The 25,877-nt window shown below is 59.6% G+C and carries 22 protein-coding genes and 1 pseudogene; 6 read left to right on the forward strand and 17 right to left on the reverse strand.

Going from position 1 to position 25,877, the window contains the following annotated elements:
- Nucleotides 1–47: 47 nt before the first annotated feature.
- The 6 genes and pseudogenes from CFter6_RS22920 to CFter6_RS22945 form a co-directional block, all read right to left on the reverse strand.
- Nucleotides 48–1,004: a sugar ABC transporter substrate-binding protein gene (locus CFter6_RS22920; RefSeq protein ID WP_041742629.1), complete on the reverse strand. Its 957-nt coding sequence runs from the start codon at nucleotides 1,002–1,004 to the stop codon at nucleotides 48–50.
- 196 nt (nucleotides 1,005–1,200) lie between these two features.
- Nucleotides 1,201–2,375, reverse strand: a pseudogene (locus tag CFter6_RS22925) (pyridoxal phosphate-dependent aminotransferase).
- Nucleotides 2,376–2,527: 152 nt separating this feature from the next.
- Nucleotides 2,528–5,155 (reverse strand): DNA topoisomerase III, encoded by a 2,628-nt coding sequence (locus tag CFter6_RS22930; protein WP_061541857.1) that lies wholly within the window; start codon nucleotides 5,153–5,155, stop codon nucleotides 2,528–2,530.
- Nucleotides 5,156–5,428: 273 nt separating this feature from the next.
- Entirely contained in the window at nucleotides 5,429–5,908 is a 480-nt protein-coding gene (locus tag CFter6_RS22935) for a Smg family protein (protein ID WP_014008079.1), read from the reverse strand.
- Nucleotides 5,909–6,079: 171 nt separating this feature from the next.
- Nucleotides 6,080–7,210, reverse strand: coding sequence for a DNA-processing protein DprA (gene dprA / locus CFter6_RS22940; RefSeq protein WP_061542540.1), 1,131 nt, complete (start codon nucleotides 7,208–7,210; stop codon nucleotides 6,080–6,082).
- Nucleotides 7,211–7,312: 102 nt separating this feature from the next.
- Entirely contained in the window at nucleotides 7,313–8,377 is a 1,065-nt protein-coding gene (locus tag CFter6_RS22945; protein WP_061541858.1) for a LysM peptidoglycan-binding domain-containing protein, read from the reverse strand.
- Between the two features lie 175 nt (nucleotides 8,378–8,552).
- Between CFter6_RS22945 and def the strand changes: the two genes are divergently transcribed.
- Together def and fmt are read left to right on the forward strand one after the other, a co-directional pair.
- Nucleotides 8,553–9,083, forward strand: a complete 531-nt coding sequence (def, locus tag CFter6_RS22950) for a peptide deformylase (RefSeq protein ID WP_061541859.1) — start codon at nucleotides 8,553–8,555, stop codon at nucleotides 9,081–9,083.
- Between the two features lie 183 nt (nucleotides 9,084–9,266).
- Entirely contained in the window at nucleotides 9,267–10,220 is a 954-nt protein-coding gene (gene fmt / locus CFter6_RS22955; protein WP_061541860.1) for a methionyl-tRNA formyltransferase, read from the forward strand.
- On the opposite strand, the gene CFter6_RS22960 is transcribed toward fmt, so the two are convergent.
- The 11 genes from CFter6_RS22960 to CFter6_RS23010 all read right to left on the reverse strand — a co-directional run bounded on the left by CFter6_RS22960 (nucleotide 10,213) and on the right by CFter6_RS23010 (nucleotide 21,753).
- Entirely contained in the window at nucleotides 10,213–11,079 is an 867-nt protein-coding gene (locus tag CFter6_RS22960) for a D-hexose-6-phosphate mutarotase (RefSeq protein WP_167351432.1), read from the reverse strand. The two genes, fmt and CFter6_RS22960, sit on opposite strands and share 8 nt — an antisense overlap.
- 55 nt (nucleotides 11,080–11,134) lie before the next feature.
- The gene (locus tag CFter6_RS22965; RefSeq protein ID WP_061541862.1) at nucleotides 11,135–11,623 is read right to left on the reverse strand and encodes a GNAT family N-acetyltransferase; all 489 of its coding nucleotides are present in this window, start codon (nucleotides 11,621–11,623) and stop codon (nucleotides 11,135–11,137) included.
- A gap of 142 nt (nucleotides 11,624–11,765) precedes the next feature.
- Nucleotides 11,766–12,545: a phosphonate ABC transporter, permease protein PhnE gene (gene phnE, locus CFter6_RS22970; RefSeq protein ID WP_417924782.1), complete on the reverse strand. Its 780-nt coding sequence runs from the start codon at nucleotides 12,543–12,545 to the stop codon at nucleotides 11,766–11,768.
- Nucleotides 12,546–12,571: 26 nt separating this feature from the next.
- Nucleotides 12,572–13,546 carry a phosphonate ABC transporter substrate-binding protein gene (gene phnD / locus CFter6_RS22975; protein ID WP_061541864.1) on the reverse strand — a complete coding sequence of 325 codons (975 nt, stop codon included), beginning with the start codon at nucleotides 13,544–13,546 and terminating at the stop codon, nucleotides 12,572–12,574.
- Between the two features lie 63 nt (nucleotides 13,547–13,609).
- Nucleotides 13,610–14,461, reverse strand: a complete 852-nt coding sequence (gene phnC, locus CFter6_RS22980; protein ID WP_061542541.1) for a phosphonate ABC transporter ATP-binding protein — start codon at nucleotides 14,459–14,461, stop codon at nucleotides 13,610–13,612.
- Nucleotides 14,462–14,697: 236 nt separating this feature from the next.
- Nucleotides 14,698–15,792: a septal ring lytic transglycosylase RlpA family protein gene (locus CFter6_RS22985; protein WP_061541865.1), complete on the reverse strand. Its 1,095-nt coding sequence runs from the start codon at nucleotides 15,790–15,792 to the stop codon at nucleotides 14,698–14,700.
- Nucleotides 15,793–15,871: 79 nt separating this feature from the next.
- Entirely contained in the window at nucleotides 15,872–16,984 is a 1,113-nt protein-coding gene (gene rodA, locus CFter6_RS22990; protein WP_061541866.1) for a rod shape-determining protein RodA, read from the reverse strand.
- An 8-nt stretch (nucleotides 16,985–16,992) separates the two neighbouring features.
- Entirely contained in the window at nucleotides 16,993–19,002 is a 2,010-nt protein-coding gene (gene mrdA / locus CFter6_RS22995) for a penicillin-binding protein 2 (RefSeq protein WP_061541867.1), read from the reverse strand.
- Nucleotides 19,003–19,010: 8 nt separating this feature from the next.
- Nucleotides 19,011–19,523 carry a rod shape-determining protein MreD gene (gene mreD / locus CFter6_RS23000; protein ID WP_061541868.1) on the reverse strand — a complete coding sequence of 171 codons (513 nt, stop codon included), beginning with the start codon at nucleotides 19,521–19,523 and terminating at the stop codon, nucleotides 19,011–19,013.
- Entirely contained in the window at nucleotides 19,520–20,530 is a 1,011-nt protein-coding gene (gene mreC, locus CFter6_RS23005) for a rod shape-determining protein MreC (RefSeq protein ID WP_061541869.1), read from the reverse strand. The genes mreD and mreC overlap by 4 nt, the downstream gene beginning before the upstream one ends.
- Nucleotides 20,531–20,709: 179 nt before the next feature.
- Nucleotides 20,710–21,753: a rod shape-determining protein gene (locus tag CFter6_RS23010; protein WP_041742639.1), complete on the reverse strand. Its 1,044-nt coding sequence runs from the start codon at nucleotides 21,751–21,753 to the stop codon at nucleotides 20,710–20,712.
- A 246-nt stretch (nucleotides 21,754–21,999) separates the two neighbouring features.
- On the opposite strand from CFter6_RS23010, the gene gatC reads away from it, so the two are divergent.
- The 4 genes from gatC to gatB all read left to right on the forward strand — a co-directional run bounded on the left by gatC (nucleotide 22,000) and on the right by gatB (nucleotide 25,863).
- Entirely contained in the window at nucleotides 22,000–22,302 is a 303-nt protein-coding gene (gatC, locus tag CFter6_RS23015) for an Asp-tRNA(Asn)/Glu-tRNA(Gln) amidotransferase subunit GatC (RefSeq protein ID WP_061541870.1), read from the forward strand.
- A 71-nt stretch (nucleotides 22,303–22,373) separates the two neighbouring features.
- Complete coding sequence (gene gatA, locus CFter6_RS23020) at nucleotides 22,374–23,840, forward strand: Asp-tRNA(Asn)/Glu-tRNA(Gln) amidotransferase subunit GatA (RefSeq protein WP_061541871.1); 1,467 nt, start codon at nucleotides 22,374–22,376, stop codon at nucleotides 23,838–23,840.
- An 18-nt stretch (nucleotides 23,841–23,858) separates the two neighbouring features.
- On the forward strand, nucleotides 23,859–24,392 hold the full coding sequence (locus CFter6_RS23025; protein ID WP_061541872.1) for a hypothetical protein: 534 nt from the start codon (nucleotides 23,859–23,861) through the stop codon (nucleotides 24,390–24,392).
- 10 nt (nucleotides 24,393–24,402) lie between these two features.
- Nucleotides 24,403–25,863, forward strand: a complete 1,461-nt coding sequence (gene gatB, locus CFter6_RS23030) for an Asp-tRNA(Asn)/Glu-tRNA(Gln) amidotransferase subunit GatB (protein ID WP_061541873.1) — start codon at nucleotides 24,403–24,405, stop codon at nucleotides 25,861–25,863.
- Nucleotides 25,864–25,877 lie beyond the last annotated feature (14 nt).

Genomic DNA, 25,877 nt, shown 5'->3' on the forward strand with positions numbered 1-25,877 from the left:
CAATTGGCGCGGTTAATTGACGCCGTTAATTGACGCCGTCAATTGAATTACTTGCTGTCTTTCGTTACCAGCGCGACCTTGGTCTCAACAGTGCCGCCGAGCGTGTTCTGGGCTTTCTTGTCGGTAATCGCCTTCAATACCGTCTCGATGCCGAACACCGCTTGCTGCGAAGCGAACTGGTCGGCTGTCGCCAGGACGCGGCCGTCTTTCAGCATGGGCTTGATGGCGTTGATGTTGTCGTAGCCGACCACCAGCACCTTGCCGGTCTTGCCGGCGGCCTTGACCGCGGCGACTGCGCCCAGGGCCATGTTGTCGTTACCGGCCAACAATGCCTTGATGTCCGGATGCGCATTCAGCATGGCGGCGGCGATCTGGTTGCCCGGCGCCATTTCCCACTGGCCGGACTGCACGGCAACCACATTGGCGCCGGCGGTCTTCATGGCATCTTGGAAGCCCAGCGTGCGTTGTTGTGCATTGAAGGTTGTCGAGACACCTTCGATGATGCCGACCTTGTCGCCAGTTTTGATCTGCTTGGCAAGATAGTCGCCGACCAGCTTGGCGCCCAGGCGGTTATCCGGGCCGACGAACGGCACCGTGATGCCTTTTTCCTTGAGTGCTGCGTCATCCAGCTTGTTGTCGATATTCACCACGATGATGCCGGCGTCGATCGCCTTCTTGATGACCGGCACCAGCGCCTTGGAATCGGCGGGAGCGATCACCAGGCCGTTGACCTTGGAAACGATCATCTGTTCGACGATCTTGATCTGGTTGGAAGTATCGGTTTCGTCCTTGATGCCATTGGCGATCAGGTCATATTGCGCTGCGTGGGCCTTCTGGTGTTCCTTGGCGCCGTTTTCCATGGTCAGGAAAAATTCATTGGCGAGCGACTTCATCACCAGCGCAACCTTCGGTTTGGCAGCGGTCTGCGCCATGGCTGGCAGAGACGGCAAGGCACAGACCAGGATGGTGGCGGCAATCAGCTTGAGGCGGATACGGGTATTCATCAAAAGTCTCCTGAAATTTGTTGTTGAGCAGCGGATCGGTATGCCGCCATCTTGAGCGCGCAAACGTTTGCGCGTTTCGATGATAGCACCAGATCCCGCAAAAAAACAAGGCCGCTGCCTTGCTTGCCAAAACAGCAATTGAATTATCAGGGGAACTGCTGGGCAGAGGATTCCAGCCTATGAAACAGGCGTCAGGTCAGGCCGAAAGAAAGCGCTCCAGCCGCTGCACGCCGTCTTCCAGGCGCTCCAGGGAACTGGCGAAACACCAGCGCACGTAGCCTTCGCCTTCCGGGCCGAAGGCATTGCCGGGCGCCAGGCCGAGGCCGGCGTCGCGCACCAGCTGCTTGCACAGCGCCAGGCTGTCGCCGACGCCGTCGACGCGGAAGAACAGGTACATCGCGCCTTTGGGCCGCGGCGCGGTAATCCCCGGCAAGGCGTTCAGGCGCTGGTACAGGAAATCGCGCGCCGCGCGATAACGGATCACCGTGCTGCCGATGATTTCGTCGCCGCGTTCGATGGCAACGACGCCGGCGCGTTGCACAAAGCCGGGGCGCAGGAAGTGTTGTATTCGATCAGCTTGCCGATGTCTGTCATCAAGGTCGGCGGCGCTACCAGCCAGCCCAGCCGCCAGCCGGTCATCAGCCACGATTTGGAAAAACTGTTGGAAGAAATCAGGCGGTCATCGGCGTCCGCGATATCCAGGAAGGAAGGCGCGCACTGCGGCGCGCCGGCCTCGGTATACACCAGCCGCTCATAAACATCGTCGGCAACAATCCAGATGCCGTGCCGGCGGCAATGCGCCAACACGATTTCCTGCTGTTCGCGCGGCATGACCCAGCCGGTCGGATTGTTGGGCGAATTCAGCAGGACGGCGCGGGTGTCCGGCGTCAAGGCATCCAGCAGCTGCTGCAAATCGAGTTCCCAGGTGTAGCCGAACCGCAGCGCCACCCGCACCACTTCGGCGCCAAGGATTTTCGGGATCTCGGCGACGTTCGGCCACAGCGGCGTCACCGCCACCACACGGTCACCGGGATTGATGATCAGCTGCGACAATACCATCAGCGCCGATACGCCGGATGAGGTAACGGCTATCCGGCTGCTATCGACAGGCTGGTGCAAGGCGGACAGGTAGGCAGCGATCGCCGCCCGCAGCGGCGGGATGCCATAGTTGTGGGTATAGAAGGTATCGCCGTCGTCCAGCCCGGCCTTGGCCGCATCGCGGATGAAGGCCGGGGTCACCTGGTCCGGCTCGCCGAACCAGAACGGCAAGACGTCGTCGCGCCCCATGCCGACGTTGGCGACCTCGCGGATGCGCGAAGCTTCCAGTTGACGAACCACGTCGCGGGCGACGGCAGGATGATCCAGGGACATGGCAATATCCGGTGAGCAAAAGCAATAAGCAAGTGTAGCCGAAGCGTGGCCATAGCGTGGCACGGCAAAATCACCGAGCCAGTGATCCAGGCTATTCCGGCGCCAATAAAAAAGCCGCTCAGGAAGCGGCTTTTTCTGGTGCGAATCAGGCTTTATGCGGCCTTGCGCTTGGCGACCACTCTTTTGGGCGCCGCCTTTTTCACCGCCGGTTTCTTGGCCGCCGGCTTCTTCGCTACCGCTGTTGTTTCGCCCTCTTCCGCTTCCACCGCAGCCGCTTTGGCCTTGCCCTTGGCCGGAGCCTTGGCTTTGCGTTCTTCGAACTCGAAGCTGACCTTGCCATCCTTGCCCTTGACCAGGAAGGCCTTGAACGGACGGCGCGTGCGCTGCGAAATGAAGCCCGGCAGCAAATCGGTCTTGCCGTCGTTAAGCAGCTTGACCATCTGTTCGGGCAGGATTTCCTGCTGCAGGATGATGCGGCCGCTGCGGAAATCGCAAGCCTTCGGTTTTGCCACCGATTTTTCACAGACGTAAGCCAGGCCCATTTCGTAGACGCCGTTGCCGCATTTCGGGCAAGGGCCGAGTGCGGTCTGGCCGGTGAAATCGACACCCTCGCCGTCTTCGCCTTCGCCGTCGTTCTGGCCGAAGTCGAATTCCAGCTTGTAGTTCTTGATCTCTTCGTCGCGGCTGATTTTCAGGATCGCGGCAAACGGACGGCCCATCTTCGAGCGGAATCCTTGCAGTGGACCGATGGTGCGCTTGGTCAGCAGTTCTTCGACTTCCGGAATTTCGAACTGGCGGCTGCCCGGCGTCTTGCTCATCGAGAATTCGCATTTGGTGCAGGCAAAGCGGCGATAGTTTTCCTTGACCACGCTGCCGCAGTTAGGACACGGCGCCAGCAGGGTCGCATAGTCGCCTGGGATGGTGTCGTTATCGTATTCCTTGGCGCGCTTGACGATGATCTGGGTCAGCTGCGCGATTTCGCGCATGAACTCTTCACGGCTGATGGTGCCGCGTTCGATCTGCGACAGCTTGTGTTCCCACTCGCCGGTCAGCTCGGGCTCGGTCAGCTCATCGACGCCGAGGCCGTGCAACAGGGTCATCAGCTGGAACGCCTTGGCGGTCGGCATCATTTCCCGGCCTTCGCGCAGCAGGTATTTCTCGTTCAGCAAACCTTCGATGATGGCAGCACGCGTCGCCGGCGTACCGAGCCCCTTGCCGGCCATCGCTTCGCGCAGCTCGCCGTCGTCCAGCAGCTTGCCGGCGCCTTCCATCGCCGACAGCAAGGTCGCTTCGGTGTAGCGCGCCGGCGGCTTGGTGACCAGGCCGTTGGCGGTAATCTTGTCGGTCTTGACCTTCTCATCCTTGGCTACTGCAACCAGCGTGCCGCTGTTTTCCGGATCCTTCTCATCCGCGGCTTCCTTGCCGTAGATCGCCAGCCAGCCCGGATTGGTCATGACCTTGCCTTCAGTCTTGAACTGGTGGCCGGACACTTCCGTATAGCGGGTGGTGACCTGGAACTCGGCTGCCGGGAAAAACACGGCCATGAAGCGGCGCGTCACCAGGTCGTACAGTTTCTGTTCCGGTTCCGACAGGTTCTTCGGCGCCTGCGTGGTCGGGATGATCGCAAAGTGATCGCTGATCTTGGTGTTGTCGAAAATGCGCTTGTTTGGCTTGACCCAGCCCTTGTTCAGGATCTGTGCGGCAAACTGCTGATAGTTATTGTTCTCGGAGACCGTTTCCAGTGCTTGCTTGACGGTGCTCAGGTAATCTTCCGGCAAATGGCGCGAATCGGTACGCGGATAGGTCAGCACCTTGTGTTTTTCGTACAGCGCTTGCGCCAGGCCGAGGGTATTCTTGGCGGAGAAGCCAAAGCGTGAGTTCGCTTCGCGCTGCAGGCTGGTCAGGTCGAACAGCGCCGGCGCCATCGAGGTGGTCGGCTTCGATTCTTCCTTGACGTTGCCCAGCTTACCGCGGCAGGCGGCCACGATCGATTCGGCGGCAGCCTTGCTCCACAGGCGCTCGGCACGCTTTTCCGGATCGTTTTCATCTTTCTTGTGCGCAGTGTCGAGCCAGCGGCCTTCATAGATGCCGGCGGCGCACACGAATTCGGCGCGCACTTCCCAGAAATCGCGCGGCACGAACTTCTTGATCTTCTCTTCGCGCTCGACCACGATCGACAGCGTCGGTGTCTGCACCCGGCCGACGGTGGTCAAATAGAAACCGCCTTCTTTCGAATTGAAGGCGGTCATTGCACGCGTGCCGTTGATGCCGATCAGCCAGTCCGCTTCGCTGCGACAACGGGCGGCGTCGGCCAGCGGCAGCATGTCCTTGTCTTCGCGCAGGTGGGTGAAGCCGTCGCGGATTGCGCCCGGCGTCATCGACTGCAGCCACAGGCGCTTGACCGGCTGCTTGGCTTTCGTATATTGCGCGATCAGGCGGAAAATCAGCTCGCCTTCACGCCCGGCGTCGCAGGCATTGATCAGGGCGGTGACATCCTTGCGCTTGATCAGCTTGTTGAGCACCTTGAGGCGCGACTCGGTCTTGGCGATCGGGTTCAGCGCAAAATGCGGCGGGATCATCGGCAGGTGGGTGAAGGTCCACTTGCCGCGCTTGACGTCGTATTCTTCAGGAACGGCGATTTCCAGCAGGTGGCCGACCGCCGAGGAGAGGACGTATTCGTCCGATTCAAAGTACTCATCGTGCTTGGTGAAGCCGCCGAGCGTCTTCGCGATGTCGTTCGCGACAGAAGGTTTCTCGGCAATGATGAGGGTCTTGCTCATAGTGTTGTCTCGAAAGTAGCGCGCATTATTTCAGCGCATGTTTTTGCTTTGGCTCGCCGCGGCAGTCCGGAAATTTAGTTGCCAACGGGAAATCTCCCGTAATATATCAGTAAACTCTTTGCAGCAAACCCTTAGCAGCAAACTGATAGTAGTAACTCGCAGCAAATTTCACAGCCGGCGCCGCACGATGCGGCCAATGATAAGCGGGTTGTTGGAAAAGTCGCAAGTAGCAAGACCTCGGTCTGGCCAGCATGCAGCAGGTGAAAGTCGTGTTTAGTGCAGCTGGCGCGGCTCAGGATCGTCGTCTTCGTCGAGAAACAGCTCGTCGAACATCAAGCCGTCCGGCTCCTTGCCCTGGCTCCATAGCACCATCAATACGATCACCTTGAGTTTGTCGAGCGGGACCGGAGTCTCGCTGACGGTCAACGCGCGCTCAATGACAATCTCGCGTTGCACCGGGTTGAGCATCTTGGCCGACTCCAGGAACTGGATGAAGCCGATCGCAGGAATGCCCAGCACATCGATCTCTTGCTGGGCGTAAATGCGGATGCCAAAAGAAAAAGCGGTTTGCTGCGGGTATTTATCGGCGAACTCGTGGTTGGTTTCCGCCAGGTCCGTCAGCCAGCCGAGCGCCTTGGCTATCTCTTCTTCTTCAAAGCCGATCGCCGACAGCTTCTTGACCAAAGCCTCCGGTTCAGGGCAGGCGTCGGGCCGATAATAAGTTTCATACAGATAAACAAGGACTTCAAACATGGTTCTACTGTATCGCTAAGGTAAGGGTAAGACAAGCAAAGTACAAGGGTAAGCGCAAAAACGCAGGGCAATGAAGCCGTTTCAGCCGACAGTATACGTATATTAGTATCGCAGATTTATGCCGGACCGCCCGAAATGGCAAAATATCATCATCCTTGCGCCTGGCTTGCATCAGCCGATGCGGCGGTAAATTGCGCCGGGCAAAACCTCTATCAGCCCCGCCAGCTCCAGCTCCAGCAACTGCCCGCCCAGGCTCGCCGCATCGCTGCCGCTGCGCGCCGCCAGAACGTCGAAACTGACCGGATCATACCCGAGTATAGCAAGCAGCTTCTGACCGCTGCTGTCAGCCGGCGCCGCATCGGACAGCGCCGCGGGTTCCGCCGGGGTTGCCGCTACTGCCCGCAAACTGCCCAGCTCTTCCAGGATATCCTGGGCCGATTCCACCAGCTTGGCGCCCTGCTTGATCAGCTGGTGGCAGCCTTTCGACAGCGGCGAGTGGATCGAACCGGGGATCGCGAACACATCCCGCCCCTGCTCGGCCGCCATCCTGGCGGTGATCAGCGAACCGGACTGGGCCGCTGCCTCGACTACCAGCACGCCGCGCGCCAGGCCGGAAATGATGCGGTTGCGGCGCGGAAAGTTGGCGGCGACGCCAGGCATGCCCAGCGGATACTCGCTGACGATGCAGCCGGCCTCGGCAATCTGGTGCGCCAGCCCACGGTTGCGCGCCGGGTAGACGATGTCGGCGCCGGTGCCGATCACTGCCACCGTGCTGCCACCCTCGGGATTGCCGGCAGCGCCGCGTAAAGCGCCCTGGTGGGCGGCGGCGTCTATCCCCAAGGCCATGCCGGAGATAACGGTAAGGCCGCGCTGGCTGAGGATTTCGGCAAAGCGGTCGGCATTGGCGATGCCCTGGACCGTAGCGTTGCGGCTGCCCACCACGGCCATGGCCGGCCGCTCCAGCAGTTCGGCGCGACCCTTCACGTACAGCATCAGCGGCGGATCGGAAATGTCCAGCAAGGCTTGCGGATAGCTGCTGTCGGCCAGCGTGAAAAGCCGGTTGCCAGGCTGTTGCAGCCATTCCTTGGTGCGCTCTATCAGCGCCTGGAGAACTTCCGACGGCGCCGCCAGCAAGGCGTAGGCAATACGTTCGGGCACCACTTTATGCAAAGCGGAGAAGGAAGAGGAAAAGATATTGGCCGGCAGGCCGAAGGCCGCCAGCAGCCGGCGCGCGGTTTCCGCGCCGACGCCGGCCGTCTGTTCCAGACGCAGCCAGGCTGCCAGCTCATCGGCATCGACCATGGCGTCGCTTGCATTGCCGCCAGCAGGCGGGCGGCGGTCTGCACCGCCGCCATCGTCATGAAGCTTATCGTTGTTTATCGTTGTCAACAGCAGTAAAGACCTTTATTCCGGCGACCTGGCGATATCGCCGATATCGACCGTGTTCTGGACTTCCATGATCAGGCCATAGGAAATATGGTTGAACACACGGAAAATGAACAGGGTACCGTATTGTTCATCCGGCAGCTTGACCTTGTTGTTGTGATCGGCAGGATCCTTGACGGTTTTACCGAAACGGTACAGCTGCAGCACGGTGCCGATATCGATATTGTCAGCCTTGCCGCGGTTGATGCTGAGGATCTGGTTCTGCGCCGCGGTAGCCACGCCGCCGTAGACCGAGACCACGCGAGCGTTGACTTCGGTGGCCGGCGCATGCGGCACATAGTTCAGGATCGGCTCAACCGGGCGCGGGATGATGCGGTCGCCGACCTGCATTTCTTCCTTGGTGTCGACCACGCTGAATGTCGCCGCTTCGTCGGCAGTCTTGCCTCTGCGCTCCAGCTTCAGGGTGCCGAGGTACAGCGCTTCATTGGCGATGACCTTGCCGGTATCCGGATCCTTGAGCGGATTGCCGGGACGGAATACCTGGAACGCGCTGGCGTCAGCCAGGTCGCCGCGGACATAGGCTTTATCGCCCTTGCCGAGGTTCAGATGGCCGTCCTGGACCGCCACGATATGTGGCGAATTCGCCAACTCGTCGTCTTCGACGATCAGCGGCTGCGACAGGAACGGGCCGATGGCGTCGGTGGAAATGGCGGTGATCGCATCGCGGCCTATGCCTTGCACACGCGTTTGCGGCGACAACTTGACGACGCCGGGTTCGCCAGTCGATTTGCCGAGGCGCAGGCGGCCGTTGACGCGGTCAAAATAGACGATCTGGCCTGGATAAATCCAGTGCGGATTGCGAATCTGGTCCTGGTTCAGGCCCCATACCTGCGGCCAGCACCAAGGATGTTGCAGGAACTGCCCGGAAATTCCCCACAGCGTATCGCCACGCACTACAACGTGCTGATCCGGGGCATTGGGCAAGAATTCACAACGCATGGTCTTGACCGCTTGGGCATGGGCCATGCCGCCAAATCCGGCACTTAAAGCAAGAAGGAGTGCAGCTGTGCTAAACTTTTTCATATTGTTTCCGGTGGATACTGCGTTAAATTGGCGCCTACACCCTCGTTGGTTCGTCGCCACGGCTTTGATCGGCAAAGCAAAAAACTTGCCATAGTGAATCAAATTTTGCCCATAATCGATTGAACTAGCAAGAGAAAACCCCTTCCAAACCGCCTAAATTGTTACGCAATCTCGTATGTCCTTATTAAATATCCTGCGTTATCCTGACGTCCGTTTGCACAAAATTGCCAAGCCTGTGACAGTTTTTGACACCCGGCTCAAAAAATTGATCGCCGACATGGCTGAAACCATGTACGAAGCGCCCGGCGTCGGGCTGGCTGCTTCGCAAGTCGACGTCCATGAACAACTGGTGGTGATCGACACTTCCGATACCGGCACCGACCTGCGGGTTTTCATCAATCCGGAAATCCTCTGGGCCAGCGAAGAAAAGCAGGTTTACGACGAAGGCTGCCTGTCGGTGCCAGGCGTCTATGATGGCGTCGAACGTCCGGCGCGCGTCAAGGTGCGCGCCCTGGATGCCGACGGCAAGCCGTTTGAGGTCGATGCCGATGGCTTGCTGGCGGTGTGCATCCAGCATGAAATGGATCACTTGATGGGCAAGGTTTTTGTCGAATACCTGTCGCCTTTGAAGCGCAACCGGATCAAGTCCAAGATGCTCAAGGAAGAACGCGAGCTGAAACGCGACAAGCAATACGCTACAAGATAAGCAACACCGATGACTCTTCAAACGTATTTCATATGGAGATACATTTCTGTTTTGCGCAGTTATTGCGTTACCTGAAATTCCCGCCCTATTTAGTTGGGGACAGAGTAATTCGCCACGCTACGGTGGCTCTTAAACTCTACCCGAGCGGCTCTGTCCCGCAATTGTTGTGACTGTATCGCCCTCATGAAAATCATCTTCGCCGGAACCCCCGAATTCGCCGCGGTGGCGCTCAAGGCCTTGCACGACGCTGGCCATCAGGTCCCGCTGGTGCTGACCCAGCCAGACCGCCCGGCCGGCCGCGGCATGCAGCTGCATGCATCGCCGGTCAAGCAGTTTGCGCTGGACCACCAGATACCGGTAGCGCAGCCGGTATCGCTGCGGCTGGACGGCAAGCATCCGGACGTAGCCAGGGAAGCCCATGAACTGCTGCAAGCCACGCCGCACGACATCATGGTGGTGGCCGCCTACGGCCTGATCCTGCCGCCCAGCGTGCTGGACATTCCGCCGCGCGGCTGCCTCAACATCCACGGCTCGCTGCTGCCGCGCTGGCGCGGTGCGGCGCCTATCCATCGTGCAATCGAAGCCGGCGACGGCGAAACCGGCATCACCATCATGCAAATGGACCAGGGACTGGATACGGGCGCCATGCTGCTGATCGAGAAAATGGCGATCAGCGCCAGCGACACCACCGGTACGCTGCATGACAAGATGGCAAAACTCGGCGGCGACATGATTGTCGAAGCGCTGCGCCGCCTGGAGCAGGATGCCTTGCCGGCGACGCCGCAGCCGGAGCAAGGCGTGACCTATGCCGCCAAGATCAGCAAGGAGGAAGCGGCCCTCGATTTCTCGCTGCCGGCCGCAGTCCTGGAACGCAAGATACGCGCATTCAATCCGTTCCCGGCCGCCTCCGCCGTGTTCGCCGGAGTCACCCTGAAGTTGTGGCAAGCTCAGGTAGTTGCCGCCGACGGCAAGCATGTGGCGGGAACCGTCATCAGCGCGGACGCGCAAGATGGCGTGATCGTGGCCTGCGGCAGCGATGCACTGCGCATTACCGAATTGCAAAAGCCGGGCGGCAAACGCTTGCCGGCAGCTGAGTTCCTGAAAGCCTTCCCGATGCAGGGCGGCAGATTCAATTAGACGCCGGTCGGGCGACCAACACACATTCCAGGTTTTGAGAACCGCTCCAGCTTGCGTTCGGCGCCAGCTGGAGCGGATGCTCGACTGCTGCGGCCTCGATGCAGACAAACTGCTGGTAAGAATCCAGCTTCAGGTCGGCGATTTTTGCGCAGCCGTTTTCCCATGGATTCCACACCACTGCATCGGCAAACCCGTTCTGGGTCACGATCATGCTTTGTTTGTGGCTGCTTAAGGTAATCGGCTTGTCGACCGCAAAATAAACCCGGTCAACTTCCTCGGTGACATGCAGCACCTCTTCCTCTGCAACCTTGATGCGGCGATTGTCGACCGAGTCGCGGTAGCGATAGCCTTTGAGGCCGTACAAGGCAGCTTCGGCAACCTGCGCATTCAGGTAGGTATGCAAGGCGCAGGTGAATTCGAAAGGCTGGCTGCCGGTATTTTTCACCACCAGCTCGGTATTCAGGCTCTGGCCGGAAAATGTGATGCGCAACTCAAGCGCGAAAGCATGCGGGAATACCTGCCGGGTCTGTTCCGAATCGGTCAGGCCGAGGCAGATCAGGCCGCTGCCGTCTACCTGCCGCGAGGATTCCAGCAAGGCCCATGCGCTAAGGCGGGCAAAGCCGTGTTTGGGTAGCGGCCCTTCGCTGGCGAACTGCGGGAAAATCACCGGGATGCCGCCGCGGATTGCCGCATCGCTGCGCCATGAATTGAGCGGGCTCATGAACAAACGCTCGACGCCGTCCGGTCCGCGCCAGGAACAGACGTGGCCGCCGTGCAGCGCCACCTCCACCCGGGCGCCGTCGGCCGCGATGGCGATAATGAAATCGTTGGTCTCTTGCAGGTTTTTCGGATTTAGCACAATCATGTCTCCCGTCGCTGGCCGCGCCCCATCAACATTATGCAGAAGTTTACCGTCATACGGGTTTGCAAACCGGAACGGCCAGGCTGATCCCGTGCTGCGTGAAACCGAAGTGTTCATAGAAGCGATGCGCGTCCATCCGTTTCAGGTTGGACGACAAGGCAATCTTGTAACAGCCGGCCTCGCCGGCTATGCGCACGGCATGATCCAGCATCACGCTGCCTATGCCCTGGCCGCGGCAGGCGCGGCTGATGACGACCGCATCCATCACTGCCTGCTGGCTGCCTTCATGGGTCAGGCTGCAGAAAACCAGCAGGCTGAAGCTGCCGACCGCTACCCCATCGGCGAATACCAGGAAAGCCCGGAAGTACGGATAGACAGCCATCCTGGCCATGATCTGGCGCGCGCCTTCGGCGTCCAGCGTGGCGCGGGTTGGTTCATCATCCATCTCGGCCAGCAGCGCCACCAAAGTCTCGGCGTCGCCAGGTGTGGCCTGGCGCACCGTAACCTGCGGCAAAGGGGGATCGGAAACGGCGGAAGTCATTGCTTTTTACTCCGTGTCGGAATTATTCGTGAGAATAAAGACTATACCGAAAATTCCGCGCAGAGAAAAAAATGGCGCGACTGGCTTGCTGAAAATCGCAGGCGGCGCGCCATCGGTTGATGCAAAAACAGAAATGAAATATTTAAATAAACAATTTGCGCAAGCGCGATGAAACCAGGTCAATCGCGCTGACCGCCAGCACGATCATGATCAGCACCGCACATGTCTGGCCATATTCGAAGCTGCGGATCACTTCCCACAAGATCACGCCGATGCCGCCGGCGCCGACCATGCCGACCACCGTCGCCGAGCGCACATTGGCTTCAAAACGGTACAGCACGTAGGAAATCCAGAGCGGCATCACTTGCGGCAATACACCGTAGACGATTTCTTCCAGGGCGTTGGCGCCGGTGGCGCGTATTCCTTCGACCGGCTGCGGATCGATGGCTTCGACCGCTTCCGAAAACAGCTTGGACAAAGTACCGGTGGTCGCCACAAACAGGGCCAGCACGCCGGCAAACGGTCCCAGGCCGACCGCCACCACGAACAGCATGGCAAACACCATTTCATTGATGGCGCGCGCCGCATCCATCAAGCGCCGCACCGGCTGGTTGATCCAGGCCGGAGCAATATTGGATGAAGCCAGCAAACCGCAAGGCACCGCGCACACGATCGCCAGTGCCGTACCCCAGACCGCGATCTGTATGGTCACGATCAATTCCTGCAGGTAGGTGCGCCAGTCGTGGAAATCGGGCGGGAAAAAACTGGCGGCGTACGTGCCCATGTTGCCGCCGTCGCGCAGCAGTTCCAGCGGCCGCATGTCGGCCCCGCGCCAGGAAGCGATCAGCACGGCCAGCAGCACACCCCAGAACAGGGTGCGGCCTATCGATTGCTTGGGCGGTGCAGGGAATGCAGTTTGCATTTTCAGAGATACAGGACTTGTCATTCTCAGGATTTGGCCAGGTCGGACAATTTACGGTTGATGTCGTCCAGCTTGGCTTTCTTGTCGTCGGCGCTCAGGTTGGCGTCGGCTTCCAGCTTGCCCTTTTGCTTGAACAGTTCCAGTTGGCGGATGGGATTCAGCTGCGCATCGCTGGACTCTTCAAAGCCGCTGTATTCCAGCTTGGCCAGCTGCGCTTTTTCCTGCGCTGCATTAGGACCGGTCTTGCCGTAAGTGACGAAAAATTCCTTGATCTTGGCTTTGACGTCGGTCGGCAAGTCTTTACGCCACACCAGCGGATCGGCTGCGATCAGCGGCGATTTCCAGACAATCCGGACTTCCTTGGCGACTGCCGGCTGACGCTCTTCGATGCGGGCCATGGTGTCTGAAGCAAACACCGCGGCATCGATCTGCTTGTTGGCGACCGCCAGGATATTGGCTTCGTGGTTGGAAGTGCGGATCACCTTGAACGCTGTCTTCGAATCGACATTGTTTTTTGCAAAGATGTAGTAGCTTGGCACCAGGAAACCGGAAGTCGAATTCGGATCGCCAATGCCGAAAGTCAGACTCTTGGCGTTTTTCAGGATGTCTTCGATGCTCTTGTTCGGGCTGTCTTTCTGCACGCCCACCAGGCTGTAATAGCCGGCGCTGCCATCCGGATTGACCACATGCGCGAATACTTCGCCGCTGGCGCGGTCGACCGCTTCCATCGCCGATTTGTTGCCGAACCAGCCCATCTGCACCTTGCCGAAACGCATGCCTTCAATGATGCCGGCATAGTCGGAAGCGAAGAAGCCGTTGACCTTGATGCCGGTGCGCTTACTCAATTCATCCAGCACCGGCTGCCAGTCCTGCTTCAGGTTTTTCGACGATTCGGTCGAGATGATGCCGAAATTCAGCACCTTGACGTCGTCGGCATGCGCAGCCGACGCTGCCAGCATCGCCATGGTGATTGCGGCGCCGGAAAATAATTTTGCAAACATGATGTGGAACTCCTGAATGGAAGGGGTGGTACTCATTTACGAAACTGCGTTACAAGCTGAGCCTCAGGCTGCGACCGCCAGCACCGGCACGCCGTCGAAAGGCCCAGGCTCAGGTACAGCGGCAGCAGGCCGGGTCAAGGTGTTGGAACCGCCCAGGATGTCTTCTGCTTCGCTGCCGTACAGTTCGCGCAGCATCGGCTCGGTCAGGGCGCTGGAAGGGCCGTCGTACACCACGCGGCCTTTATGCAAGGCTACCGTGCGCGGACAGAAACGCAGGGCGACATCGACCTGATGCAGCGACACCAGGACCGTGCTGCCGTCGCGCTGGTTAACATCGGCCAGCGTCTGCATCACGCGCCGCGCCGACTCTGGATCGAGCGAAGCAATCGGCTCGTCGGCCAGCACCACGCGCGCCTTCTGCACGATAGTGCGGGCAATCGCAGCCCGTTGCTGCTGGCCGCCGGACAGCGCCGAAGCGCGTTTATAGGCGTGGTCGGAAATGCCGACCCGCGCCAGTGCTTCCAGGCCCAGCGCTTTTTCTTCCGCGGTAAACAGTTTGAAACAGCTGCGCCAAAGCGGCATGCGCGACAGGCCGCCGGTCAATACATTGGTCAGCACAGGCAACCGCCCGACCAGGTTGAATTGCTGGAAAACGAAACCGACGTTGGCGCGCACTGCACGGATGTTGCGGTCGACAAGACCGTCCTTCTGTACTGACTGGCCATCGATAGAGATTGTGCCGCCGCTGTTATCTGCAGCCATCAATCCGGAAATATGCCGCAAAAGAGTCGATTTCCCGGAGCCTGATGCGCCGATCAAGGCCACCATCTCGCCTTGCGCGAAGCGCAGGCTGACATTGTCGAGGGCGCGAAACCCGCCGCGGAACGTCTTTGATAAACCTTTGATTTCAACCATGATATGTACCGCCATTACTCTTTTGAATGGCGGAAGTATTGCGGTCAAATATGTCAGGCGTATGAAAGTTTTGTGACGATTCGATTACAACAGGCAGAAATGTAGACAATCTACAAGTCTGTTTTGACTGGCTTGGTTGGCGCTAGAAATTACTTTTTTGCGGGGAAGGCACACCCGGTTGTGCCAACACGCATCGTCGCTCCGACAGGGAAAACGATGCTGTATTGACCACGACCCTAGCGCTGTACCACAATCGGATTGACGCTGGTGCGCTGGCGGATCTGCTGCAGGATGCTGTCGGCATCGGAACGGCTGGTGTAAGGCCCCGCATACAGGCGATACAAGCCATTGACAGCGACGCTGTTGAGAGAGTTGACCAAGCCGGACAATTCCTGCATCAGGCGATTGCGGGCGCCATCGGCATTGGCTTGCTGGGAATAGGCGCCGAACTGCAGATAGAAGCCGCTGGCCAGGGTGCCGTTGCCATCGCTCTGCGCCAAGGCGGGAGCGGCCATGGCTGCAGCGGGGGACGATGGCGGATCAAGCAGCAGCGGTTGCGCCGTCAGCACCGGCATGTCCACCGATTCAGCGACCACGGTTGCCGGCGCGCCGTTGTCCCTGGCCGGCTCAGACAGAGCTTGCGGCGGCGCTGCCGCCAGCGTCCCGTTCTGGCGCTGCTTGTTCATGGCGATGATATCGGCCGGCAGCAGGCGCTCCACCTCGAGCTGGCTGCTGCCGCTGTTCAGGTAACCGAGCTTCAGCGCCGCCGTATAGGACAGGTCGATGATGCGGCTGGAGTGGAACGGTCCCCTGTCGTTGACCCGCACGATCACCTGCGCGCCGGTTTTCAGGTTGGTCACCCTGGCATATGAAGGGATAGGCAAGGTCGGGTGGGCGGCTGTCATCTTGTACATGTCGTACAGTTCGCCGGAAGATGTCTTCTGCTTATGGAATTTCTTGCCGTACCAGCTGCCGGTGCCGCGCTGCTTGAACGGCTGGTCGTCGGTCATCGGTGTGTAGGTCTTGCCAAACACCACATAGGGCTTGTTGCCGGTACGCGAATAGGGTTCAACTACAGGAATGGCATCCGGGGTGTCCAGCAGCCCGTCAGGGACGGCATCGCCCGGGCCGTCATCCTTGTAGTAGCCGCCGCGGCCGGAGCCGGCAGGCGGCAGCACAGGCACGTTGCGGCCGGCGGTGTTGCCGGCGCCCGACTTGGCCGGCACGCCCGGAACTGACGACGTTTTCGGCGAAGTGCCGCAACCGGCCAGGATCAGCGATAGCAGCAAGGCGCTGGAATAGGTAACAACGTTGTAGCGGCGCCTTAGCATGCACTCCCCTGAAGATAGAGACTGAAAACAGATAATTGCATCAATGGACCCCGTTGCGGCCGCACAAGTTCAACCGCGCTCAAGTCTGTATCAGCTTGCGATGGCGCTGGATGCTCATCAATATGCCGGCGCCCAGCCCCAGGGTGACCAGCGCGGTGCCGCCATAACTCATGAATGGCAAAGGTACGCCAACTACCGGCAAAATGCCACTCACCATGCCCATGTTGACGAATGCATAAGTAAAGAAAATCAAGGTGATGGAACCGGCCAGCAAGCGCGTGAACATGGTTGGCGCATTGGCCGCGATCATCATGCCGCGCCCGATCAGCAATATGTACAGGAACAGCAGGACGCAGTTGCCGATCAGGCCGAATTCTTCGGAAAATACCGCAAAAATGAAATCGGTGGTGCGTTCCGGAATGAATTCCAGATGCGCTTGCGTGCCTTTCAGCCAGCCCTTGCCAAACACGCCGCCGGAACCGACCGCAATGGTTGACTGGATGATATGGAAACCTTTGCCGAGCGGATCCGAGGTGGGATCGATCAGCATCATCACTCGCTGCCGCTGGTAATCGTGCAGCACCGACCACAGCACCGGCAAGCTGGCGCCGGCCGCCACCGCGAGACCGATCAGCACGCGCCACGACAAGCCGGCCAGGAAGATCACGTAGAAGCCTGCGGCCAGCACCAGGGTGCCGGTGCCCAGATCCGGTTGCCTGATGATCAAGCCGACCGGCAATGCCAGCAGCAATGCCGCCACCAAGTAATCGCGCCAGGTAATCATGCCTTCGCGCTTCTGGAAATACCAGGCCAGCATCAACGGCATCGCGATTTTCATGATTTCCGAAGGCTGAATCACCATGCCAATATTTATCCAGCGCCGCGAACCTTTTTTTACTATCCCGAACACCGCCACCGCAATCAGCAGCGACACGCCCAGTGCATAGGCCGGTATCGCAAACCGCATCAGGGTCTGCGGCGGAACATTGGCGGCAATCCACATGATGACAAACGCTACCAGGATATTACGCAGCTGGTCTTCAACTCTTCCCGGAAAATCGATTCCGGCTGAATACAAGGTGATGATACCGACTGACAATATCAAAAACATGATCAGCGACAGAGCACCGTCAAACACCGCTATATGCGATTTGATGCTTTGCCAGACGGCATGCCTATCGGTCAGGTTCATGGTTCCAGTTACTCGCGGTTACCCGGGGTTTCTTCACCCGGCTTATAGGCGTCTTCCGTGCTCTCGGTAGCCCTGGTTTGACTTTCCCGCTGTGCCGGCACGGCATCGTCTTCTTCCGACACCGGCGCTGCTGCAGGTGCCGGCGACGCTGCCTTGCCGCTATCCCCCGGACGCTTGCCCAGCATGTAGAAATCCAGCGCCTTGCGTACGATCGGCGCGGCGGCGGCGGCGCCGAAGCCACCGTTTTCGACAATCACCGCAATCGCGATGCGCGGCTTGTCGGCAGGTGCGAACGCGGTATACCAGGCATTGTCGGCCAGGCGCGTGTTATTGTGCCGCTTGTCGTATTTCTCGCCTTGTTTGATGCCTAAAACCTGGGCGGTCCCGGTCTTGCCGCCCGATTCATAACCGGCGCCGGCAAATATTGCTCTCCCAGTACCTTCATGCGTTACGCCTACCATCGCCTTCTTGATGAAATCGATATTTTCCTGCTTCAGCGGAATGCGGTAACTTTCCTTCGGCACGGTTTGCGTTCGCGTACGCGTCGTGCCGTCTTCGATGATCTTGACCAGATGCGGTTTCATCACCACCCCGTCGTTGACCAAGGTCGCTACCGCATGCGCCATCTGCAGCGGCGTAAAGGCATTGAAGCCTTGGCCGATGCCAAGTGAAATGGTATCGCCGCCAACCCACTTCTGCGCTGCCACCCGTTTGTAGTATTTCCGTTTCCAGTCAGTCGACGGCAAGATTCCACGCTGCTCGTGCTCCAGGTCGATACCGGTCAACTGGCCGAAACCGAACGGTTTCATGAAATCGTGGATGGTGTCCGGTCCCAGGTCGTTGGCCAGCATGTAGTAATAGGTATCGCAAGATTCAACGATAGACTTGTACATGTCTACCCGCCCGTGGCCGCCTACCTTGTCGTCGCGGAACTGGTGCCCGCCCAGCATGAAATAGCCGATATCGTTGATAGCGAAAGACGTGGTGCGTTTGCCTAGCTCCAGCGCCGCCAGCGCCATGAATGGCTTGTAGGTCGACCCGGGCGCATAAGTGCCGCTCATGGGGCGATTGATCAACGGGTGATCGGGCGAATTATTCAGCTCGTCCCAGCTTTGCTGATCGATGCCTTCAACAAACAGATTGGGGTCGAACGACGGCTGCGAGACATACGCCAGCACGTCGCCGGTGGACGGCTCGATCGCCACCAGCGCGCCGCGCCGATCGCCGAACGCTTCCTCTGCCACCTTCTGCAGTTCGATGTCGATCGACAGGATCAGGTTGTTGCCCGGTGTCGCAGAGACGTGCGACATGCTGCGCACTGCGCGGCCGCTGGCGGCGATCTCGATTTCTTCGTAGCCGGTGTTGCCATGCAATTGCTGCTCGTAGCTCTTTTCCAGGCCGTCCTTGCCGATGTAGCTGGTGCCTTTATAGTTGGCGGCGTCTTCGCTGTCGTCGATGCGGTCGGCATCCTTCTGGTTGATGCGGCCGATATAGCCGATCACGTGAGCCGCCACTTCGCCCAGCGGATACTGGCGGAACAGGCGCGCCTGCACGTCTATGCCGGGGAAGCGATAACGCTGGGCGGTGAAGCGCGCCACTTCTTCGTCGCTCAGGCGGGTGCGGATCGGCAGGCTGGCAAAACTCTTGGAATCTTCCAGCATCTTCTTGAAGCGGCGCCGGTCTTTCGGCGTAATGTTGACTATCTGCGCCAGATCGTCAATCACGCTTTCGAGATCGCCCTTGATTTTGGAACGGGTGATTTCCAATGTGTAGGCAGAATAATTGCGCGCCAGGATGACGCCGTTGCGGTCCATGATCAGGCCGCGGTTCGGCACCACCGGCACCAGCGAGATCCGGTTGTCCTCGGCTTGCGCTGCGTAGGCATCGTGGCGCACCACCTGCAGCCAGATAAAACGCGCGCCCAGCAGGCCGAAACAGATCAGCACAAAAGCCACGGCCGCCGTTATCCGCAAGCGGAACTTGCGCAATTCGTGTTCGGTGTTTTTGAATTCGGTCATGGACGCGGCTAGATGGGACGATTGTCATCGCGATCGACCGCGCGCCGCTGCGGCGCCAGCAGCAGCCACACCACGATCGGCCACAGCGCCACGCAAACGAAGCTCTCGGCGAAATACAGCCAGCCTGGAAACTTGCCGCTGACGGACATCCGTATCACCAGCTGTATCAGCTGCGTCAGCAACATCAAGGGCAGTACATGCAGCGCTTGCACGCTGACCGAGAACCACAGCACGCGGCGATGGATCATGATGGCAAAATAAGACAGCAGCGTGTACGCCAGCGCGTTCTGGCCAAGCAGGGTAGCTTCATGCACGTCCATCAGCAGGCCCATGCAGAAAGCGATGCCGATGCCGATCTTGCGCGGCTGGTGGATGCTCCAGAACACCAGCACCAGCGCCACGAAATCCGGCACGCCCGGCCATTGGCCCCAGGGCAGCAGGTTGAGCAGGAATGCCAGCAGCAGCGTCATCGCGATGAACAGCGGGTTGGCCGGCAACAGGATGTAATGGGGACGCATCATCGGACACCGGCTCCTTGCGGATTTTTGCGAGCGGCTTCGGGATTGCTTTCTTTCCCTGCTTCTTTCGCGGCTTCGCGCGTCTTGTCGCGGGTACTTTCGGTCAGCCGCCGCTTGCTCAGTATGTCGGCCTTGCTGTTGGGGATGGCGGCTTCGTCGTCCGGACGCGCCACGGGATTGGGATCAACCAGCAGGATCAGCAGCTGGGTGTGCCTGTCGATACCGGCCACCGGCTCGCAGACGATATGCGCAAAGGCATCGGCCGACTTGCTTTCGACCTGCACTACCTTGGCCACCGACAGGCCGGCAGGATAAACGCCGTCGATGCCGGAAGTCACCAGCAGGTCGCCCTTCTGGATATCGGCGTTGGAAGACATGAAACGCAAGTCCAGGTAACCCGACTGGCCGCGCCCGTAAGCCACGCTGCGCAAGCCGTTGCGCAGCACCTGCACCGGGATCGCCTGGTCCTTGTCGGTCAGCAGCGTGACCTCGGAGGTAAACGGGAATACGCGCGTCACCTGGCCGACGATGCCGGCGTCGTCGATCACCGGCTGGCCGGTAGCCACGCCTTGCTGCGAGCCGCGGTCCATGATCACCTTGCGGGCAAACTGGTCACGCGCGTCGTACAGGATTTCGCTCATCACCGATTTCACCGGCAGCCGTTGTTCAACCCCGAGCAATTTGCGCAGCTGGGCATTTTCAGCGGCCAGCTGCTGCGCCTGCTGCAATTGCTGGGCGCGTTCGCCTTGCTGGCTGCGCAGGGCCTGGTTTTCTTTTTCCACCGTAGACAGCGAAGAAAAATAATCGACCACCCGGTTGGTGGCGTCGCGCGGCATCAGGGCCACCATCTGCAGGGGATAAAGCGCGGTGCCGACCGCCTGCCGCAGCAACAGCAAGGCATGGATGCGCGAATCGGCAATCAGCAGCGCCAGCGCCAGCAGCGTGCATATCACCGCCTTGGCGCGGGCCGAAGCGCCTTGCTTGAAGAGGGGTGGTGGGCTGTATTCCATCAGTAATGGACAGGTTCGGTTTGGTCAGTGGCTGGCGGTACAAATACGTTCTTGCTCATGTCCGTATTCATGCCGTAGATACGAAAGCGGGCCGCATGCATCAATGCACCGACCCGGTTGCCGCTGCCCGGCCTCAAGAGCAAGCTTATGAGGTTGGGCAAGCGTCGCATCAGTCTGGATTACTCGTAGGAAAAGATCGAGCCCAGCTTGTCCATCCGCTCCAGCGCCATGCCGGAACCGCGCACCACGCAGGTCAGCGGGTCTTCGGCCACGATCACCGGCAGACCGGTTTCTTCCATCAGCAGGCGATCGAGGTCGCGCAGCAAGGCGCCGCCGCCGGTCAGCATCATGCCCTTCTCGGCGATGTCCGCGCCCAGTTCCGGCGGGGTCTGTTCCAGCGCATTCTTGACGGCGGAAACGATGTTGTTGAGCGGATCGGTCAGGGCTTCCAGGATTTCATTGCTGGAGATGGTGAACGAACGCGGGATGCCTTCCGACAGGTTGCGTCCCTTGACTTCCATTTCGCGCACTTCCGAACCCGGGAAGGCGGAGCCGATTTCTTTCTTGATGGCCTCGGCGGTCTGTTCGCCGATCAGCATGCCGTAATTGCGGCGGATGTAGTTGACGATGGCTTCGTCGAACTTGTCGCCGCCGACGCGCACCGAGCCTTTGTAGACCATGCCGCCGAGCGAGATGATGCCGACTTCGGTAGTGCCGCCGCCGATATCGACCACCATCGAACCGGTAGCGTCCGACACCGGCAGGCCGGCGCCGATCGCCGCCGCCATCGGCTCTTCAATCAGGAACACCTGCGACGCGCCGGCGCCCAGCGCCGATTCGCGGATCGCGCGGCGCTCAACCTGGGTCGAGCCGCAAGGCACGCAGATGATGATGCGCGGCGACGGTTTGAACAGCTTGGTGTCGTGCACCATGCGGATGAACTGCTTGAGCATCTGCTCGGTGACGGTAAAGTCGGCGATCACGCCGTCTTTCATCGGCCGGATCGCTTCGATGTTGCCAGGGACCTTGCCCAGCATCTGTTTTGCTTCGCGCCCGACGGCTTGAATTGTCTTCTTGCCGTTAGGCCCGCCCTGCTGGCGAATTGCGACAACCGACGGCTCATCCAGGACAATACCTTGATCGCGCACATAAATCAGCGTATTCGCGGTACCCAGGTCAATCGCCAGGTCATTCGAAAAGTAACTGCGTAAAAATCCAAACATGAATTGTTCCAATGCGCAACAATGGTGCGCTCAAACGTTTTTTAGGGGGGTGTCTAGTATCCGGCGCATGGTAAAGATCGATTACCTGCCGCATGGACGCAACATTCTACCTTATAATTTGACTCAAATTAGGGCGTATAGCGCTCAAAATGCTTGCTTTTTACAAAAATCCAAGAAGTTATCGGCAAGCAAAGTGTTTCTATTTTAACCACATGCGCCTAAGTGCGCGCTTGAAAATCGAAAATCATGTCATTAGCCCTTTCCGACGTTAAGCGTATTGCCAATCTGGCACGCCTCGAACTCACCGAAGACCAGGCCGCTTCCACGCTCGACAAACTGAACGGCATTTTCTCGCTGGTCGAGCAGATGCGCGCGGTAGATACCACCGGCATCGAGCCGCTGAGCCATCCGATTGCAGCGCTGCAGCAGGATTTGTCGCTGCGCTTGCGCGACGACGTGGTGACCGAATCGAATCATCGCGAGGATTACCAGAAAGTGGCGCCGGCGACTGAAGACGGCCTGTACCTGGTGCCGAAGGTCATCGAATAATCATCAAATACGCCGGGCTGCGTTCGCGGTAAGCCTTTGTCGTCCCGCAAAGTTAATATTTAAAAGTACTCATGCATACCAAAACACTCAAGCAATTGTCGGTGCTGCTGCACGAAAAGAAGATCTCGGCCGAGGAGCTGGCGCAACTGTACCTGGCCAGGATCCAGCAAAGCGACCTGAACGCCTTCCTGCATGTCGACCAGGAATTGACGCTGCAACAGGCGCGCGCCGCCGACTTGCGCCTGGCGCAAAACGACAGCACGCCGCTGACCGGCGTGCCGATCGCACACAAGGACATTTTCGTGACGCGCGGCTGGCGCGCCACCGCCGGTTCGAAGATGCTGGAAAACTATATCAGCCCGTTCGACGCCACCGTGGTGGAACACTTCAACCACGCCGGCATGGTGACCCTGGGCAAACTGAACTGCGATGAATTCGCCATGGGTTCGTCCAATGAAAATTCACATTTCGGCCCGGTCAAGAATCCGTGGGACAAGACCGCGATCCCGGGCGGTTCCTCCGGCGGTTCGGCGGCAGCCGTCGCCGCGCGCCTGACGCCGGCCGCCACCGCCACCGACACCGGCGGTTCGATCCGCCAGCCGGCCTCGTTGTGCGGCGTGACCGGCATCAAGCCGACCTACGGCAGCGTCTCGCGCTTCGGCATGATCGCCTTCGCTTCCTCGCTGGACCAGGCCGGCCCGATCGCGCAGACCGCGGAAGATTGCGCCCTTCTGCTGAACGCCATGACCGGTTTCGATCCGCGCGATTCGACCAGCCTGGAACGCAAGAAAGAAGATTTCAGCGCCGGCCTGGACCAGGACCTGAAGGGCCTGCGCATCGGCATTCCGCGCGAATATTTCAGCAGCGGCCTGTCAGCCGATGTCGAACAGGCAGTACGTGCAGCGCTGCGGGAATATGAAAAACTGGGCGCCACGCTGGTCGACATCTCGCTGCCGAAAACCGAGCTGTCGATCCCGGTCTACTACGTGATCGCACCGGCCGAAGCATCGTCCAACCTGAGCCGCTTCGACGGCGTCCGCTACGGCCACCGCGCCGCCGACTACAAGGACCTGGCCGACATGTACAAGAAGTCGCGCGCGGAAGGTTTCGGCGAAGAAGTGAAGCGCCGCATCCTGGTCGGCGCCTATGTGCTGTCGCACGGCTATTACGACGCCTACTACCTGCAGGCGCAGAAAATCCGCCGCCTGATCGCCCAGGATTTCCAGAACGCGCTGACCGGCCCGAACCGCCAGTGCGACGTCATCATGGGACCGGTATCGCCGACCGTGGCCTGGGACCTGGGCGCCAAGGCGGACGATCCAGTGGCCAATTATCTGGCCGACATCTATACGCTGTCGACCAGCCTGGCCGGCCTGCCGGGCATGTCGATACCTTGCGGTTTCGGCCAGGGCGAAAAAAATGCGCGGCGCCCGGTCGGGCTGCAGATCATCGGTAATTATTATGAGGAAGCCAGGCTGCTCAACGTCGCGCACCAGTACCAGCGCGTGACCGACTGGCATTTGCGCAGCCCCGAGTAAAAAGCGATCGCCCAGCCCATGTCATCGATCGTGCTTTTTTTTCAGAGTCGCCGCGCCAGGCTGGCGGTATTGGCACTGTTTGCCTTGAGCGCCACGCTGGTGACGCCGGCACTCCAGGCACAGCAATTGCAGACCAAATTCGGCTGCAACCTGACCCGCGATGCGGATGGCGAAAAGGTGATTTACGGCGACACCGGGGAATTCAAGCTGGACGGCGACCGCATCGAAGCGTTGCGCTGGGAATCGGCGCTGTACCGGCCGACCCATGGTTTCGAATGCAGCATCGACACCGGCGATAACCCGCAAGCCGAAGTCCGGCAGGATGGCGGCAAGGACAACTGGCGCATCACCTTGAAAGATGCGGTTGCCGCGCGCCGGCAACGCGGCTACGATTTTTACGATCACGGCATGAATTGCAGCATCCGCCTGCAACGCGACGGCGACAGATTGCACGTGATACCGAGCTGCCCGGCGCTGTGCGGCTCAAGAGCAAATTTTACGGAACTGTCGGTGGATTTAAAGACCGGCGAGTGTAGTTACCAAGATAAATAAGGAAATCATTATGCAGTGGGAAGTCGTGATCGGTCTGGAAACGCATACGCAACTCTCGACCAAGTCAAAAATCTTCAGCGGCTCGTCGACCCAGTTCGGCGCCGCCGCCAACACCCAGGCCAGCCCGGTCGACCTGGCGCTGCCTGGCGTGCTGCCGGTGCTCAACCGCGGCGCGGTGGAGCGCGCGATCCAGTTCGGCCTGGCGGTGAACGCGACGATTGCGCCGCAATCGATCTTTGCGCGCAAAAACTATTTCTATCCCGACCTGCCGAAGGGTTACCAGATCAGCCAGTTTGAAATCCCGGTAGTCCAGGGCGGCAAGGTTTCCTTCGTGCTGGAAAAAGACGGCAAGAGCGAACTCCGGACCGTGCAGCTGACGCGCGCCCACCTGGAAGAAGACGCCGGCAAATCGCTGCACGAAGACTACCAGGGCATGAGCGGCATCGACCTCAACCGCGCCGGCACGCCGCTGCTGGAAATCGTCACCGAGCCAGACATGCGCAGCGCCGCCGAAGCGGTAGCCTACGCCAAGGCCCTGCATTCGCTGGTGATGTGGCTGGGGATTTGCGACGGCAACATGCAGGAAGGTTCTTTCCGCTGCGACGCCAACGTCTCGGTGCGGCCGGTCGGCCAGGCCGCTTACGGCACCCGCAGCGAAATCAAGAACCTGAACTCCTTCCGCTTCCTGGAAGAGGCGATCAACTACGAAGTGCGGCGCCAGATCGAAGTGATCGAAGACGGCGGCAAAGTAGTACAGGAAACCCGCCTCTACGATCCGGACAAGAAAGAAACCCGGTCGATGCGCAGCAAGGAAGATTCCCAGGATTACCGCTATTTCCCGGATCCCGACCTGCCGCCGCTGGTAATCGGCGCTGAATGGGTTGAGCGCGTCCGCGCCACCATGCCGGAACTGCCAGGCGCGATGCGCGAGCGTTTCGTGCGCGATTTCGGCCTGTCGGAATACGATGCCGCGGTGCTGACCCAATCGAAAGCGATGGCCGGCTACTTCGAAGCGGTGACGGTGAAAGCCGGTAAGGAACAAGCCAAACCCGCCGCCAACTGGCTGATGGGCGACCTGTCTTCGGCGCTGAACCGGGAAAACGTCGAGGTGGTCGATGCCCCTGTCAGTGCAGTACAGCTGGCGCTGCTGCTGCAACGCATCGCCGACGGCACGATCTCCAACAAGATTGCCAAGGAAGTATTCGGCGCCATGTGGGAAGCCAAATCCGCACAGGAAAACCTGGCCGACGAGATTATCGAAAGCAAGGGACTGAAGCAGATTTCCGATAGCGGTGCGCTGGAAAAAATCATCGATGAAGTGCTGGCGGCGAACGCCAAGTCAGTCGAGGAATTCCGCGCCGGCAAGGAAAAGGCGTTCAATGCCCTGATCGGCCAGGCCATGAAAGCCACCAAGGGCAAGGCCAATCCTGCGCAGCTGACCGAGCTGCTGAAGCAGAAACTGACTGCTTAAAAAAATAGCGGCTG

The sequence above is a fragment of the Collimonas fungivorans genome (assembly GCF_001584145.1).
Lineage (GTDB): Bacteria > Pseudomonadota > Gammaproteobacteria > Burkholderiales > Burkholderiaceae_D > Collimonas > Collimonas fungivorans.

Coding starts and splice junctions, on each gene's coding strand:
- CFter6_RS22945 (WP_061541858.1), bottom strand. CDS start 8,377: ATGAAAAAGTTTAGCACAGCTGCACTCCTTCTTGCTTTAAGTGCCGGA.
- mrdA (WP_061541867.1), bottom strand. CDS start 19,002: ATGACCGAATTCAAAAACACCGAACACGAATTGCGCAAGTTCCGCTTG.
- phnC (WP_061542541.1), bottom strand. CDS start 14,461: ATGGTTGAAATCAAAGGTTTATCAAAGACGTTCCGCGGCGGGTTTCGC.
- CFter6_RS23010 (WP_041742639.1), bottom strand. CDS start 21,753: ATGTTTGGATTTTTACGCAGTTACTTTTCGAATGACCTGGCGATTGAC.
- rodA (WP_061541866.1), bottom strand. CDS start 16,984: ATGAACCTGACCGATAGGCATGCCGTCTGGCAAAGCATCAAATCGCAT.
- gatB (WP_061541873.1), top strand. CDS start 24,403: ATGCAGTGGGAAGTCGTGATCGGTCTGGAAACGCATACGCAACTCTCG.
- phnD (WP_061541864.1), bottom strand. CDS start 13,546: ATGTTTGCAAAATTATTTTCCGGCGCCGCAATCACCATGGCGATGCTG.
- mreC (WP_061541869.1), bottom strand. CDS start 20,530: ATGGAATACAGCCCACCACCCCTCTTCAAGCAAGGCGCTTCGGCCCGC.
- phnE (WP_417924782.1), bottom strand. CDS start 12,545: ATGCAAACTGCATTCCCTGCACCGCCCAAGCAATCGATAGGCCGCACC.
- dprA (WP_061542540.1), bottom strand. CDS start 7,210: ATGGTCGATGCCGATGAGCTGGCAGCCTGGCTGCGTCTGGAACAGACG.
- fmt (WP_061541860.1), top strand. CDS start 9,267: ATGAAAATCATCTTCGCCGGAACCCCCGAATTCGCCGCGGTGGCGCTC.
- CFter6_RS22985 (WP_061541865.1), bottom strand. CDS start 15,792: ATGCTAAGGCGCCGCTACAACGTTGTTACCTATTCCAGCGCCTTGCTG.
- gatA (WP_061541871.1), top strand. CDS start 22,374: ATGCATACCAAAACACTCAAGCAATTGTCGGTGCTGCTGCACGAAAAG.
- def (WP_061541859.1), top strand. CDS start 8,553: ATGTCCTTATTAAATATCCTGCGTTATCCTGACGTCCGTTTGCACAAA.
- CFter6_RS22935 (WP_014008079.1), bottom strand. CDS start 5,908: ATGTTTGAAGTCCTTGTTTATCTGTATGAAACTTATTATCGGCCCGAC.
- CFter6_RS22930 (WP_061541857.1), bottom strand. CDS start 5,155: ATGAGCAAGACCCTCATCATTGCCGAGAAACCTTCTGTCGCGAACGAC.
- CFter6_RS22920 (WP_041742629.1), bottom strand. CDS start 1,004: ATGAATACCCGTATCCGCCTCAAGCTGATTGCCGCCACCATCCTGGTC.
- CFter6_RS23025 (WP_061541872.1), top strand. CDS start 23,859: ATGTCATCGATCGTGCTTTTTTTTCAGAGTCGCCGCGCCAGGCTGGCG.
- mreD (WP_061541868.1), bottom strand. CDS start 19,523: ATGATGCGTCCCCATTACATCCTGTTGCCGGCCAACCCGCTGTTCATC.
- gatC (WP_061541870.1), top strand. CDS start 22,000: ATGTCATTAGCCCTTTCCGACGTTAAGCGTATTGCCAATCTGGCACGC.
- CFter6_RS22965 (WP_061541862.1), bottom strand. CDS start 11,623: ATGACTTCCGCCGTTTCCGATCCCCCTTTGCCGCAGGTTACGGTGCGC.